The sequence below is a fragment of the Herbaspirillum sp. NPDC101396 genome, from assembly GCF_044767365.1.
Taxonomy (GTDB): Bacteria; Pseudomonadota; Gammaproteobacteria; order Burkholderiales; family Burkholderiaceae_D; genus Herbaspirillum.
On sequence record NZ_JBIWNT010000002.1, the window covers coordinates 699,414 to 713,923 of the forward strand.

Annotated in this window: 12 protein-coding genes; 6 read left to right on the plus strand and 6 right to left on the minus strand. The window is 60.1% G+C overall.

Annotated features, from left to right (window positions below; genetic code table 11):
• Nucleotides 1-85: 85 nt before the first annotated feature.
• Genes ACIROY_RS08315 through rsmA form a run of 4 tightly spaced genes read left to right on the plus strand, consistent with a single transcriptional unit; the run spans nucleotide 86 to nucleotide 5,684 of the window.
• Entirely contained in the window at nucleotides 86-2,380 is a 2,295-nt protein-coding gene (locus ACIROY_RS08315) for an LPS-assembly protein LptD (RefSeq protein WP_402341123.1), read from the plus strand.
• A 12-nt stretch (nucleotides 2,381-2,392) separates the two neighbouring features.
• Nucleotides 2,393-3,835, plus strand: a complete 1,443-nt coding sequence (locus tag ACIROY_RS08320) for a peptidylprolyl isomerase (RefSeq protein ID WP_402274373.1) — start codon at nucleotides 2,393-2,395, stop codon at nucleotides 3,833-3,835.
• Nucleotides 3,836-3,843: 8 nt separating this feature from the next.
• Nucleotides 3,844-4,902, plus strand: a complete 1,059-nt coding sequence (gene pdxA / locus ACIROY_RS08325) for a 4-hydroxythreonine-4-phosphate dehydrogenase PdxA (protein WP_402341125.1) — start codon at nucleotides 3,844-3,846, stop codon at nucleotides 4,900-4,902.
• The gene (gene rsmA, locus ACIROY_RS08330; RefSeq protein ID WP_402274378.1) at nucleotides 4,899-5,684 is read left to right on the plus strand and encodes a 16S rRNA (adenine(1518)-N(6)/adenine(1519)-N(6))-dimethyltransferase RsmA; all 786 of its coding nucleotides are present in this window, start codon (nucleotides 4,899-4,901) and stop codon (nucleotides 5,682-5,684) included. Before pdxA ends, rsmA begins: the two co-directional genes overlap by 4 nt.
• A gap of 26 nt (nucleotides 5,685-5,710) precedes the next feature.
• Here rsmA and ACIROY_RS08335 read toward each other — a convergent pair whose 3' ends face one another.
• The gene (locus ACIROY_RS08335) at nucleotides 5,711-6,064 is read right to left on the minus strand and encodes a helix-turn-helix domain-containing protein (RefSeq protein ID WP_402341127.1); all 354 of its coding nucleotides are present in this window, start codon (nucleotides 6,062-6,064) and stop codon (nucleotides 5,711-5,713) included.
• 568 nt (nucleotides 6,065-6,632) lie between these two features.
• On the opposite strand from ACIROY_RS08335, the gene ACIROY_RS08340 reads away from it, so the two are divergent.
• Together ACIROY_RS08340 and gloA are read left to right on the plus strand one after the other, a co-directional pair.
• A complete protein-coding gene (locus ACIROY_RS08340; RefSeq protein WP_402274382.1) occupies nucleotides 6,633-8,342 on the plus strand; it encodes a methyl-accepting chemotaxis protein in 1,710 nt (569 codons plus the stop codon).
• A gap of 162 nt (nucleotides 8,343-8,504) precedes the next feature.
• Nucleotides 8,505-8,891 (plus strand): lactoylglutathione lyase, encoded by a 387-nt coding sequence (gene gloA / locus ACIROY_RS08345; protein WP_016832138.1) that lies wholly within the window; start codon nucleotides 8,505-8,507, stop codon nucleotides 8,889-8,891.
• An 81-nt stretch (nucleotides 8,892-8,972) separates the two neighbouring features.
• Here gloA and ACIROY_RS08350 read toward each other — a convergent pair whose 3' ends face one another.
• From ACIROY_RS08350 to glyQ, 5 genes are all read right to left on the minus strand, one after another.
• A complete protein-coding gene (locus tag ACIROY_RS08350) occupies nucleotides 8,973-9,893 on the minus strand; it encodes a M48 family metallopeptidase (protein WP_402274385.1) in 921 nt (306 codons plus the stop codon).
• Nucleotides 9,894-9,912: 19 nt separating this feature from the next.
• Nucleotides 9,913-10,665, minus strand: coding sequence for a lysophospholipid acyltransferase family protein (locus tag ACIROY_RS08355; protein ID WP_402274388.1), 753 nt, complete (start codon nucleotides 10,663-10,665; stop codon nucleotides 9,913-9,915).
• 74 nt (nucleotides 10,666-10,739) lie between these two features.
• Complete coding sequence (gene gmhB / locus ACIROY_RS08360) at nucleotides 10,740-11,297, minus strand: D-glycero-beta-D-manno-heptose 1,7-bisphosphate 7-phosphatase (protein ID WP_402274390.1); 558 nt, start codon at nucleotides 11,295-11,297, stop codon at nucleotides 10,740-10,742.
• Between the two features lie 36 nt (nucleotides 11,298-11,333).
• Nucleotides 11,334-13,445 carry a glycine--tRNA ligase subunit beta gene (gene glyS / locus ACIROY_RS08365; protein WP_402274393.1) on the minus strand — a complete coding sequence of 704 codons (2,112 nt, stop codon included), beginning with the start codon at nucleotides 13,443-13,445 and terminating at the stop codon, nucleotides 11,334-11,336.
• Between the two features lie 80 nt (nucleotides 13,446-13,525).
• The gene (gene glyQ / locus ACIROY_RS08370) at nucleotides 13,526-14,443 is read right to left on the minus strand and encodes a glycine--tRNA ligase subunit alpha (RefSeq protein ID WP_402274395.1); all 918 of its coding nucleotides are present in this window, start codon (nucleotides 14,441-14,443) and stop codon (nucleotides 13,526-13,528) included.
• Between the last annotated feature and the right edge of the window lie 67 nt (nucleotides 14,444-14,510).

Consider the following 14,510-nt stretch of genomic DNA (forward strand, 5'->3'; position numbering starts at 1 on the left):
AATTCGTTTGATGATGTTGAGTTCCCATATAATAAGGGATTAAATCCAAAAAATCGCCTGCCATGGTGTTTGAACGCTTCTTTACATGATCCGCTTTTTCAAGTTTCCATTTGGTCGTAGTGCCGACTTGCGGATGTCGCGGTTCTTTACGTCCCTGGCTTCTCTTGCCGTCGCGGCGTCGGCAACGACCGTTTTGCCGCTCTCCGCGCAGGCGCAGACCACCCAGAATACGCCGGCCAAGCCCAATGCCAAGGCCGATGACAAGGATGCACCCGTCAACGTCAGCGCCGAACAGATGACCGGCCGGCCTGATCGCCAGATCAACCTCGATCGCGACGTCGAAGTCGTGCGCGGCGAAACCACCATCAAGGCCGACAAGGCCGAATACCGCATCATCAAGGACGAGGTCGAAGCGACCGGACACGTCTGGATGAAGCGCCTGCAGGATCGCTACACCGGTGACAAGGCCTTGATGAACATGGATTCGGGCAAGGGTTACGTCACCAATCCGACTTACCTGTTCGGCAAGAACGGCGGTCGCGGCAAGGCCGAGAAGATCGACTTCCTGTCCGATGACCAGGCCAAAGTTACAGAAGGCACCTACAGCACCTGCGAAGCGCTCGATCCCGACTGGTACATCCAGGCGTCCACGATGGATCTCGACAGCGGTCGCGACGTCGGCACCATGCATAGCGGCATCGTGTATTTCAAGGGCGTACCTATCCTCGGCGCGCCGCTGATGTCCTTCCCCTTGTCCGGTGAGCGCAAGTCGGGCGTGCTGCCACCGACGTTCGGCGTCACCAGCACGGGCGGCGCGGAGCTGACGGTGCCTTATTATTTCAATATCGCACCCAATCGGGACCTGACGCTGTATCCGCGGTTCATCGCACGGCGTGGATTGCTGCTCGGTGCGGAAGGCCGCTATCTTGGGGACGGCTACTCCGGCGTGACGACGGTGGAAGGCATCCAGGATCGCCAGACAGGCACCGGGCGCTACTCGATTTCGTCCCTGCATTCGCAGACACTGGCGCCGGGACTGGTGTTCGGCTGGAACGTCAACAAGGCATCCGACAACGATTATCCGAGCGATTTTTCCCATTCGGTAACGGCCAGTACGCAGCGTTTGCTGATTCGTGATGCCAGTCTGAGTTATTCGAGCACTTATTGGAGCGCAGTCGGACGCGTGACCAAATACCAGTTGCTGCAGGACATTAACAGTCCGATCCAGAAACCGTACGACCGCCTGCCGCAATTGACCCTCTCGGCGGCGCGCCAGGACGTCGGCGGGTTCGATCTGAATTTCGTTTCTGAATTCGCGCGCTTCTCGAACACGTTTACGACCGGCTCCACCGCAGGTTCCGAAATGGTCGGCGGCGATCGCATGTACGCCAATCAGTCGGTTTCGTACCCGATCGTGCGTCCGGGTTATTTCATTACGCCCAAGGTGATGATGGATGCCACCACGTATCGTCTCAATAATGTCGGCGTCGGCGCGCCGACCAATCTGACGCGCGTGGTGCCGACTTATTCGCTGGATTCCGGCATGACGTTTGAACGCGACACCACGCTGTTCGGACGCAACATGACGCAGACTCTGGAGCCGCGCCTGTTCTATGTCCGTACGCCGTACCGCGATCAAAGCCAGTATCCGAATTTCGACTCGGGCGTGGCCGACTTCAACTTTGCGCAGATCTTCAGCGAAAACCGTTTCGTCGGGCATGATCGCATCAGCGACGCGAACCAGATTACCGGTGCGCTGGTGTCCCGTTTCATCGAGGACAACGGCCTTGAGCGACTGCGTATGGCGGTTGGCCAACGCTTCTATTTTGCCGATCCAAAGGTGATTCTGGACGGCACCACCTCCACCATCAACGGCAGCAAATCGGACCTCTTGCTGTCGCTCGGCGGCCAGGTTACCAACAAGCTGTCGCTCGACAACACAGTGCAATACAGCGAGACCTTGCGCCAGATGGTGCGTTCAACCTTTGGCGCGCGCTGGCAACCGGCGCCGAAGAAAGTGCTGAATCTGACCTACCGCCTCGATCGCACCAACGCGACCGGTATCCTCAAGCAGATGGACATTTCCGGTCAATGGCCGGTGTCGCAACGCTGGTATGCTGTCAGCCGCATCAATTATTCGATCCCCGACAAGACCGTGGCCGAAGGTTTGCTGGGCATGGAATACAAGGCCGATTGCTGGGTGTTCCGCCTGGTGGCGCAGCGCATTCCGACTTCGTCGAGCAAGGCGTCCACTTCGTTCTTCATTCAGCTTGAGCTGAATGGTTTCTCCAAGATTGGCTCGAACCCGCTGGATGCGCTCAGCGCCAGTATTCCCGGCTATCAGATCATCAACAAGCCAGACGATCTCACACGTTATTAAACCGATAATCATATGAACGCTTCCTTCTCCCTGCGCCGTTATCCTTTCGCCCGCATCACTTCCGGCATCGTCCTGTTGAGCATGTCGCTGGGCATGGCCGGCAGCGCCCAGGCGCAGTTCGCCGCCACCGCGACGCCGGCGGTTCCGGGACTGCAGCTGCCGCCTTCTGCGGCGCCGGCAGCTCCCGCGCCGGCTGCGGCGTCTTCGCGTGCACCGCGTCCAGTTGATTCCATCATCGTCGTCGTCAACAACGACGTGATCACGCGTCAGGAACTGGCCGAACGCCTGGCATCGGTGCAGAAGCGTCTGACCGCTCAGGGCGTCGCCCTGCCGCCGCGCAACCAGCTGCAAAGCCAACTGTTGGAACGCATGATCGTCGAGCGTGCGCAGACGCAAATGGCGAAAGAAAACGGCATTGTTGTGGATGACGTCATGCTGGATCGCGCGATCCTGCGCATTGCCGAACAAAACAAGATGTCGCTCGCCGATTTCCGCGTCCAGCTCGAGCGCGAAGGGATGGCCTATCCTGCCTTCCGCGAAGACATCCGTCGCGAAATCATCATGCAGCGCTTGCGCGAACGCGAAGTCGACAACAAGGTGCTGGTGTCGGAATCCGAAGTGGACAACTATCTGGCAGCGGAGAACAACACCGCCGTCAAGCACGAAGACCTGAACCTGGCGCAGATTCTTGTGCGGGTTCCGGAAAATGCCTCCCCTGAGCAAGTTGCCGCACGCCGCCAACGCGCTGAAGAAGTGTTGCGCCAACTCAAGACAGGCGCTGATTTCGCCAAGACCGCAGCAACCTATTCCGACAGCAGTGATGCGCTCAACGGCGGCGACCTGGGTTGGCGCGCGCAAGACCGTTTGCCGCAGTTGTTCCTCGATGCGGTGGCAAGCCTGAAACCGGGCGAAGTCTCCGCCATCGTCAAGAGCGGCAACGGCTTCCACATCATCAAACTGGTTGATCGCCGCAACGCCAGCGTCGCCGACAAGGCAGGAGCACCGGCCGTCGAGCAAACCCATGCACGCCATATCCTGATCAAGGTCAATCAGGTGGTCTCAGCCGCCGAAGCGCGTCGCAAACTGCTGGAGCTGAAAGAGCGCCTGGACCACAAGGCAGCAACCTTCGAAGAATTGGCCAAACTGTATTCGAACGACTTGTCTGCATCCAAGGGCGGGGATCTGGGCTGGATCTATCCGGGCGACACTGTGCCGGAATTCGAGCGCGCCATGAACGAATTGAAGCCGGGCGAAGTCAGCCAGCCGATTGAATCGCCGTTCGGTTTTCACCTGATCCAGGTGGTTGAACGCAAGACCGACGACGGCTCCAAGGAACGTGCGCGCCTGGCCGCACGCCAAGCCATTCGCGAGCGCAAGATCGAAGAGGCGAGCGAAGACTGGTTGCGTCAATTGCGTGATCGCGCCTACGTCGAATTCCGCACCGACGATAACTGATTCCGCTGATGTCCGAAGCCCTGCCCGCAGTCTCTGAAGATCAACGCCGGCGCCCCACGCTGGCGATCACCTGCGGAGAGCCGGCCGGCATCGGCCCGGAAATTTCCATTCGCGCCGCCTGGCAGCTGCGTGCAGAAGTACGCAGCGTGCTGCTCGGCGACGCCGCCTTCCTGGCACAGACGGCGCAGGCGCTGGACCCCGCCATCGCCTTGTCGGCCTTGTCGTTGCAGGCCTTTCGCAACAGCGGACTGCCCAACTTCCCGCAAGATCGCTTGATCGTCATTGACTGCCCCACCAGCGAACCGGTCGTTCCGGGCGTGCTCGATGCGCGCAATGGCCGCGCCGTGCTGCAGACGCTCGACGTGGCGGTCGAGTGGGCGTTGCAGGGACAATTCGATGCCATCGTTACCGCGCCGCTGCAAAAGAGCACGATCAATGACGCCGGCGTGCCTTTCACCGGCCATACTGAATACCTTGCTGAACGTACTTCCACACCGCAGGTGGTGATGATGCTGGCCGGCGGCGATGCGCCGCATTTACGGGTGGCGCTGGCGACCACGCATCTCGCGCTGAAGGACGTATCGGCGGCGATCACGTTCGACGGACTGGGTCGTACGCTCGACATCATCCATGCCGATCTGCGCGACAAATTCGGCATCCCCCGGCCGCGCATTCTTGTCACGGGCCTCAACCCGCACGCCGGCGAGAACGGTTACCTGGGGCGTGAAGAAATCGACGTCATCAGCCCTGCGCTGGCGGCCGCCAAGGCGCGCGGAATCGATGTCGCCGGTCCTTATCCGGCCGACACGCTGTTCCAACACAAATATCTCGAGCATGCCGATTGCGTGCTCGCCATGTACCACGACCAGGGCCTGCCGGTGTTGAAATTCGCCAGCTTCGGCCAGGGCGTCAACATCACGCTGGGCCTGCCCATCATCCGCACCTCCGTTGACCACGGCACCGCGCTCGACCTCGCCGCCCAAGGCTTGGGTCGCGCCGACCACGGCAGCATGGTCGAAGCCATCAGGACGGCGGCGCTCATGGCCCGCGCCAAGAATTCCCTATGAAACATATCGCCCGCAAACGCTTCGGCCAGAATTTCCTGACCGACCAGACCGTCCTGTACGACATCATCAGCGCCATTGCGCCGAAGAAGGACGACGTCATGGTTGAGATCGGTCCAGGGCTGGCAGCGATGACCAGCCTGTTGCTCGAATCGCTTGATGAGATGCACGTGGTTGAACTCGACCGCGACCTGGTGGCGCGCCTGCAGAAGCAATTTGATCCGAGGCGTCTGCATGTGCATTCCGCCGATGCGCTCAAATTCGATTTCACGTCGATTCCGGTGCCTGCCGGGCGCAAGCTGCGCGTGGTCGGCAACCTGCCTTACAACATCTCCAGTCCGCTGATGTTCCGTCTGGCCGAGCTGGCTCCGCTGGTTCAGGACCAGCATTTCATGCTGCAGAAGGAAGTAGTCGAACGCATGGTCGCCGATCCCGGCAGCAAGGCTTTCGGACGTCTTTCGGTGATGCTGCAGTGGCGCTATCACATGCAGCTCATGTTCGTGGTGCCGCCGACTGCCTTCGATCCGCCGCCGCGCGTGGAGTCCGCGATTGTGCGCATGATCCCGATTGCGCAGCCGCTTGAATGCGATCAGTCCCTGCTCGAAGAAGTCGTCACCAAGGCGTTCTCCCAACGCCGCAAGGTAATCCGCAATTGTGTCGCCGGTTTGCTCGTTGAAGCCGACCTGATCGCGGCCGGCATCGATCCGCAGGCGCGCCCTGAAGCGGTGCCGATGGAGCAGTTCGTCGCGCTGGCCAATGTGTTGCGGCAACATCGCGCCGACTGAATCTGTGACCGCTGTGCGGTCGTAAATTATTTACGCATCGATTTCAGCAGCAATTCCATGAAGTCCACCGCCAATTGCTGATCCTGCGGCCCCAGCAGGATGAAGCGTCCCAGCGCGTTTTCCAGACGCGCCGCCGCCGCCTTGCCGGCGTCGCTGGTGTTTTTTCCTGACTGGCTGTTTTGCTCGGCGATGAGATAGAGCGACGACACCGGGACGTCGAGCGCCTTGGCGACGTTTTCCAGCATGTCAGGTGTGAGGCGTTGCTTGTCGCGTTCGACGCGCGACAGATTGGCGGCATCGGTGCCGGCGACCAATGCAATTTCTTCCAGGCTCGCTTTTCTTTCCTTGCGAATCTTGCGTAGGACTTGGCCAATATTCATTTATCAATTCTCCTGCCAACATTGCGTGAGGCGCAAAGTCGTGCGGACAAATTTTTTGCTAAAATATTGCGTATTACGCAAATAATCGACGCCAAACCAAGGCCTGCAAGCAAAAATAAATCTTGCTTTACGGCATTGACGATTCAACCCTGTCGGAACCGCACCACGAAAGGCGGCAAACGGCAGGCAGGCGAAGAGATCAGCAGGTTCTCTCGCGCAGCGGCTCGCTTATGACAGCTGCGCGGATGATCGTCCTTTCTTTCATCATAGTTCGCCGACCGTGAGATGAAACCTGTATTTGCGCATGCTGTCATCTGACGGGGGAACGTCGCACATGGTCATCAGGAATTTCCCGATGGCAGCGCGACGCGTTGCGGATTAGTCTTGCGGAAATTTTCCGCACTTCAATATTGCGTCATTGCATCAGCGACGCCTTCGACAAATGCTTGTTGAAGCGTGATCTCCCGGCGCGTAGTATCGACTCATCCGGATCGGAGTAACCGGGACGCGTCGCGTCAGCCGTCAGCCAATACGTTCAATTGCACTTTTACATGACAAGGGGAAATGTATGCGCATAGCGAATTTCAAGATCGGGGCACGTCTGGGTTTAGGATTCGGCTTCCTGGTGCTGTTGCTGGTCGCCATGGCAGTGCTCGGGGTGACACGCCTGTCCGGGCTCAATGAACAGATGGACGAAGTCATCAACGACAAGTATCCGAAGACGGTGCTGGCCAACGACATCATCAAGAACGTCAATGTGATCGCGCGATCTTCGCGCAACGTGCTGTTGATGACCGATGCCGACGAGGTCGGCAAGGAAATGCAGACCATCCGGACCGCCAGCGACAACACCAAAACCACGCTTGAAAAGCTCGACAGCCTGATCACCGGCGACAAGGGGCGTGCGCTCATGAAATCGATCATGGATGCACGCACGCAATACAACGCCGGTCGCGACGAAGTGCTGCGCCTGGTCGTGTCCGGTGCGAAGAACGAAGCGACGGTATTGCTGCTGCAGACGGTGCGGCCGCTGCAACTGACCTATATGTCGGCAGTGGAAACCCTGATCGCGCATCAGAATGAATTGATGCATGTTGCCAGCAAGGAAGTCGAAGAAGAATATCTCGAAGCGCGCAATCTGGTGATTGCACTAAGCGCCATCGCGCTGGTGTTCGCAGGCCTGATCGCCTGGCTGGTCACGCGGAGCATTACATCGCCCTTGAGTCGCGCCGTCAAGGTCGCGGAGACCGTTGCAGCAGGTGATCTGACCTCGCAGTTCGATGCGTCCGGCAAGGATGAAACCGGCCAGTTGCTGCGCGCCTTGCGCTCCATGAACGACAACCTGCTCGATATCGTCAGCCGGGTTCGCCACGGCACCGACACCATCGCCACCGCATCGACCCAGATCGCCGCCGGTAACCTGGACCTGTCCAGCCGCACCGAGCAGCAGGCCAGTTCGCTTGAAGAAACCGCCTCGTCAATGGAGGAGCTGACTTCCACCGTCAAGCAGAACGCCGAAAACGCACGCGAAGCAAACAAGCTGGCCGTGTCGGCGTCGGCCGTCGCGGTCGAAGGCGGCAACGTGGTCGGCAAGGTGGTGCATACGATGGAATCGATCAATGCGTCCTCGCGCAAGATCGTCGACATCATCAGCGTGATCGACGGCATCGCCTTCCAGACCAATATCCTGGCCTTGAACGCTGCGGTGGAAGCCGCCCGCGCCGGTGAGCAGGGCCGCGGGTTCGCAGTGGTGGCCAGCGAAGTACGCACGCTGGCGCAGCGCAGCGCCGCTGCCGCCAAAGAAATCAAATCGCTGATCGACGACTCGGTGGAGAAAGTGGATTCCGGCAGCAAGCTCGTCGAGCAGGCTGGCCAGACCATGAACGAGGTGGTCAGCAGCGTGCGTCGCGTGACCGATATCGTCGGTGAAATCACCGAAGCCAGCCGCGAACAAAGCGAGGGCATCGAGCAGGTCAACCAAGCTGTCACGCAGATGGATCAGGTTACGCAGCAGAACGCCGCCTTGGTGGAAGAAGCCGCCGCTGCCGCACAATCACTGCAGGATCAGGCCACCAGCTTGTCGCAGATCGTCGGCGTGTTCAAGATCGATAGCAATCGCCTGCCGAATAATGCCGGCGCCGCGTCGTCCGTCCAGCAGCGTTCGCATGACGTGACGCCAAAGACGCCATCGCTGGCGCGCAAGCAGGAAACGCCGCGTCTGCCGGCTGCCGCACGCACGCCTGTCACCACCAAGGACGACGACTGGGAGCAGTTCTGATCGTTTGACGTTATCGCCATCACTGCGCGCCTGCCGCCATCTGACCGCAGGCGCGCGGCATTTTCCCGATCTGGAACGCGACGTAAATAATGCACGCCGGCAAGCCGACGCGAACAGCGCTACAATCCTGCACTCCGATAAGTTCTTAGGCAAAGGCTCACTATGCGCATCCTGCACACCATGCTCCGGGTTGGCGACCTGCAACGCTCCATCGATTTCTACACCAAGGTGCTCGGCATGAAATTGCTGCGCACCAGCGAAAACACAGAATACAAATACACCCTGGCTTTCCTCGGTTACGGCAGCAATCCGGATCACGCCGAACTCGAGCTGACCTACAACCACGGCGTCGACAAGTATGAAATGGGCACCGCCTACGGCCATATCGCGATCTCGGTCGACGATGCCTACAAGGCCTGTGACGCCGCACGCTCTTCGGGCGGCAACGTGACGCGCGAAGCCGGCCCGGTCAAGGGCGGCAGCACCGTGATCGCCTTCGTGACGGACCCCGACGGCTACAAGATCGAGTTCATCGAACGCAAAGACTAAGGTAAACCGACGTATAAACGATTCGGCCTGCTGCATGGAGACATGCGGCAGGCCGATTTTTTTGTCGAACGGAATTGCCGGTCAGAAAATCGGCAAAGTCTCGGGTGCGCTGTCGCGCAGGGCGCGCTTGGCGGTTTCGAATTCAGGGAAGATCGATTGTACCGTGGCCCAGAAGCGTGGGCTGTGGTTCATTTCGCGCAGGTGCGACAACTCGTGCGCGATCACGTAATCGATCAGCGGCAGGGAAAAATGCATCAGGCGCCAGTTCAGGCGGATGCGACCGTCGGCAGTACAGGAACCCCATTGCGTGGTGGCCGACGATAGCGCGAACGACTGGTAAGTCACGCCCAGTTTCTCGGCGTAGATCGGCAGGCGCGCTGCAAAGGTTTCCTTGGCGCGCGCTTGCAGCCAACCTTGCACGCGGTCTTTCAACTGCTGTTCGCCGGCGTCGGCAGGCAAGCCTACCGTCAACTCCAGCGTGTCTTCATCGTAAGCAATGCCGGCCGCCTGATGGGCGCGGATACGCAAGGTGATGTCCTGTCCAAGATAGGGCAGGGTGGCGCCGTCTAGCCATTGCATCTGCGGTTGAAGGCGGCGCGCCGAGCGTTCGCGGCGTTCATTGAGTTTTGTGAAGATCCAGCGCTGCTTTTCGCGGATGGCGTTTTCGATCTCGCCCAGGGTCACCCATTTCGGCGCAGTCACGCGCAAGCCTTCATCGCTGATCAGGAAGCCGATCGAGCGGCGCTTCGAACGCAGCAGCGCATAGTCGAGATGATGTTCGCCCAGCTGGATGCGCCGCATGCCATCGGCGGGACGGCCGATCGGCGGCGACATCGGCGGCAACGGCGTCTGCTGTTTCAGTTCGGGCGCCGGTGCGAGGTCCTGCTGCAAAAGCGGTGGCGGTGGGCTGTCCTGCGTCGTCTCAAGAGGCGTCGGTGTGAAGAAATCCAGTTGCAGCGTAAGCTGGTTAGGATCCGGCTGAGAGTGACGAAGCAGTTTCAATGTAGTGGGGCCGATGGTGTCAGTTTCTTGTTTTGTCGACGGCGGCATAAACCGCCGGGGAAATCACGCGCATTTCAGATTCTATCCAATTTTCAACGCGTTGGCTTAACTGTGCAGGATCCAGGCCTTCCGGCGAGATAGGTTTGCCGATCGATACCGTGATCATACCCGGAGTTTTGATGAATGAGCCCTTCGGCCAGCACTCGCCGGCGTTGACTGCGACAGGCACGACCACGGTGTTGGTTTCCACCGCCAGGCGCGAGCCGCCGTGCTTGTACTTGCCGGTCTGGCCGACCGGAATGCGCGTGCCTTCCGGGAACATGATTACCCACTGGCCGTCGGCCAGGCGCTTGCGTCCCTGCACCACGACTTGCGCGAAGGCGTCGCGGCCCTTGCTGCGGTCGATCGGGATCATGCGCAACAAGGCGATGCCCCAGCCGAAGAACGGGATGTAGGTCAGCTCCTTCTTGAACACGAACACCAGCGGACGCGGCATGATGATCAGGTAGAAAATCGTTTCCCACGCCGATTGGTGCTTGGATAGCAGGATCACCGGCGCGTCGGGCAGGTTTTCCATGCCCTTGACCTGATAGCGGATGCCGCAGATCACGCGCGCTGCCCAGATCACGATGACGTTCCAGCGCGAAGTCAGGTAATAGCGCTGCGCGTACGGGAACGGCGCGAACAGGATGCACGCCATCGACCACACTACGGTGGTCACGGTCATCACCAGCGTGAACAGCACGGAACGCAAAAACAGGTTGATACGCAAAATACAGTCTCCCTTTTCAGAGTCGGTGCGGCCGTGTCCGCAATGCGGCGGCCCGCTGCCTTCTCACTTATCCACTAAACCGACATTTCTACCGGTGCTTTCAATATGAAGTCGACTACGCCGGCGAGGTCCGGATAGATCAGCGTACCGGGCGGCAGGCCGCCTTTTTCGCGGGTCTTCTCGCCCTTGCCGGTGAGCACCAGGAACGGCGCACAACCGGCCACGAAACCGGCCTGCAGGTCGCGTAGCGAATCCCCTACGGTCACCACGCCGCCGCGCAGGCTGACGCCGAAGCGCTTGGAAATTTCGTTGAACATGCCCGGCTTGGGCTTGCGGCAATCGCAGTTGTCGTCGGCCGCATGCGGGCAAAAGAACACGGCGTCGATATCGGCGCCGACCTGCTGCGCGGCATTGTGCATCTTCTGATGGATGGCGTTGAGCGTCATCATGTCAAACAGTCCGCGGCCTACGCCCGACTGATTGGTCGCGACGACGACGCGATAACCGGCCTGGTTGAGGCGGGCGATCGCTTCCAGCGAACCCTTGATCGGAATCCATTCCGCGGGCGACTTGATAAAGGCGTCCGAGTCCTGGTTGATCACGCCATCGCGATCCAGAATGATCAGCTTCATGTTCTTCTTACCCTATCCCTGAGAACTTGATGGACCTTATGCCGCCAGCTTGGAAATGTCGGCGACCTGGTTGAGCATCTGATGCAATTCGGCCAGCAAGGCCTGGCGATTCTTGCGCAGCTGTTCGTCCTCTGCATTGACCATGACGTCGTTGAAGAAGGCATCGACGTTCTGGCGCAGTTGCGCCAGCGCCTTCAACGCGCCGCTGAAATTGCCTTGCGCATACGCGGCATCGACTTGCGGCTTGAGCAGCAGCATGGCCGAATACAGCGCCTGCTCGGCGGCTTCGCGCAGCAAGCCGTTCTGCACGGTGCCACTCACTCCACCCTCGATCTTCTTGAGGATATTGGTGATGCGCTTGTTGGCGGCGGCCAGCGCTTCGGCTTCCGGCAGCGCGGCGAAGGCTTGCACCGCATCCAGGCGTTCGGTGATGTTGTCGAGTACTGCCGGCTGCTGCGCCACCACCGCTTCGATCTCGTTGGGCGAGTAATTGCGCTCGCGCAGCAAGCCGCGCAGGCGATCAAACAGGAAGGCGCTGACGTCGGCGCTCGGGTCCTTGAAATTGCTGTTGCCGGCAAATTGCGCCACGGCGGCCTGCAGCAAGGCAGGAATCGCCAGCGGCAGACGCTTTTCAACCAGCATGCGCAATACGCCCAGCGCATGGCGGCGCAGCGCGAACGGATCCTTGTCGCCGGTCGGCTGCAGGCCGATGCCCCAGATGCCGACCAGGGTTTCCAGTTTGTCGGCCAGCGCCACGGCGGTGCCGGTCGCGGACGACGGCAGGGCGTCGCCGGCGAAGCGCGGCTGATAGTGTTCGGAAGCGGCCAGCGCGACTTCATCCGGCTCGCCGTCGTGACGCGCGTAGTAGGTGCCCATGATGCCTTGCAGCTCAGGGAACTCGCCCACCATGTCGGTCAGCAGATCGGTCTTGGCCAGCAGCGCGCCGCGTTCGGCCAGCGCCACATCATTGCCCAGCAATTTGGCAATCGCACCGGCCAGCGCCTGGACGCGCTCGGTGCGTTGCAACTGGTTGCCCAGCTTGTTGTGATACACGACGTTAGCCAGTTGCGGGACGCGGTCGGCCAGCGTCTTCTTCTTGTCTTGCTCGAAGAAGAACTTCGCATCCGACAGGCGCGGACGCACCACGCGTTCGTTGCCCTGGATGATGTGCTGCGGGTTGGCGGTTTCCAGATTCGAAACGATCAGGAAGCGCGAGCGCAGCTTGCCGTTCGCATCCGTCAGCGCAAAATATTTCTGGTTGGTCTGCATGGTCAGGATCAGGCATTCCTGCGGCACTGCCAGGAACTGGTCGTCGAACTTGCATTCGTAGACCACCGGCCATTCGACCAGCGCCGTGACTTCATCGAGCAGCGCTTCCGGCATCAGGACCTTGTCGTCGCCGGCCTTGCCGAGCAGGTCGAGGCGGATCTTTTCCTTGCGTTCTGTGAAGCCGGGAATGACTTTGCCCTTGCTGATCAGCGTTTCGACATAGGTCTCGGGCGAGTCGATCGCGATCGCGCCCTGTGACAGGAAACGATGGCCTTGGGTGATCTTGTCGGCGTCGAGGCCGAGGATGTTCAGCGGCACCACGGCGGCGCCGTGCAGAGCGATCAGGCGGTGTGCCGGACGCACGAAATGCACGGTATTGCCTGCGTCACGGCCGTGCTGGCGCTGGTAGCTCATCACCTTCGGAATCGGCAGCTTGGCGACCGATTCTTCCAGTGCCGCTTGCAGACCGGATTGCAGCGCGCCGCCCTTGGCGGTGTAGTTGTAGAAGAAGCTTTCGGCCTTGCCGTCCTGAGCGCGTTCCAGCTGGTCCGGGGTGATCACGGTGGCGCCGACTTGCACCGCCAGTGCCGCCAGTTTCTTGACCAGCGGCGCCGCAGGGCGACCTTCGGCGTCGAGAGCGACGCTGACCGGCAATACCTTTTCGCGGATAGCCTTGTCGAGCGAGGTGGCGCGTACTTTAGTGATGGAAACCGCCAGGCGACGCGGTGTCGCGTAAGCGGTGGCGACCGCGCCTTCTTCAAGGAAGTCGCGCGATTTCAGTCCGTTGAAAATCCCGTTGGCAAAAGCGTCGCCCAGTTTGGCGAGCACCTTGGGAGGCAGTTCTTCGGTCAGGAGTTCTACTAAAAGTGTTTGAGTCATTTTCTGTTTTCTTGCCGATTTCTTGCTTATTTGGCGCTACAGCGGGTGTCAGCCGCAGCGCGATCCGATCAATGCTTTATTCAAGCCGCCTGGCGCGAAACGTCGGCATCCGCCATCGGGAAGCCGAGGCGCTCGCGCGATTCGTAATATGCCTGCGCCACGGCGCGCGACAGGTTGCGGATGCGGCCGATGTAGGCTGCGCGCTCGGTGACCGAGATGGCGCCGCGTGCATCCAGCAGGTTGAAGGTATGCGCCGCCTTCAGGATCATTTCGTAGGCCGGCAGCGCCAGCGGCACTTCCAGCAGGCGCTTGGCTTCGGCTTCGTAGTTGCCGAACAGCGAGAACAGGAAGTCGGTATTCGAATATTCGAAGTTGAAGGTCGATTGCTCGACTTCGTTCTGGTGGAACACGTCGCCGTAGGTCAGCTTCTTCTTGACGCCGTTCTCGACCCATTCGGTCCAGATCAGGTCGTAGACGTTTTCCACGTTTTGCAGGTACATCGCCAGGCGCTCGATGCCATAGGTGATTTCTCCCAGCACCGGTTTGCAGTCGAGGCCGCCGACTTGCTGGAAGTAGGTGAATTGCGTCACTTCCATGCCGTTGAGCCAGACTTCCCAGCCCAGGCCCCAGGCGCCCAGCGTCGGGTTTTCCCAGTCGTCTTCGACGAAACGCACGTCGTTTTGCTTCAGGTCCAGGCCCAGCGCTTCGAGCGAACCGAGGTACAGGTCGAGGATGTTCTCAGGCGCCGGCTTCAGCACCACCTGGTATTGGTAGTAGTGCTGCATGCGGTTGGGGTTTTCGCCGTAGCGGCCGTCCTTGGGGCGGCGCGACGGTTGCACGTAGGCGGCGCGCCATGGCTCAGGCCCGATGGCGCGCAGGAAGGTCGCGGTGTGCGAAGTGCCGGCACCGACTTCCATGTCGTAGGGCTGGAGCAATGCGCATCCTTGCGCATCCCAATATTCTTGCAGCTTGAGAATGATCTGTTGAAATGTAAGCATCTTTTTATGTTGCCGGTGATGGCGGGCAAGGAATTGCTAAAACCCTGAATTTTAGCGGTTTTTGAGG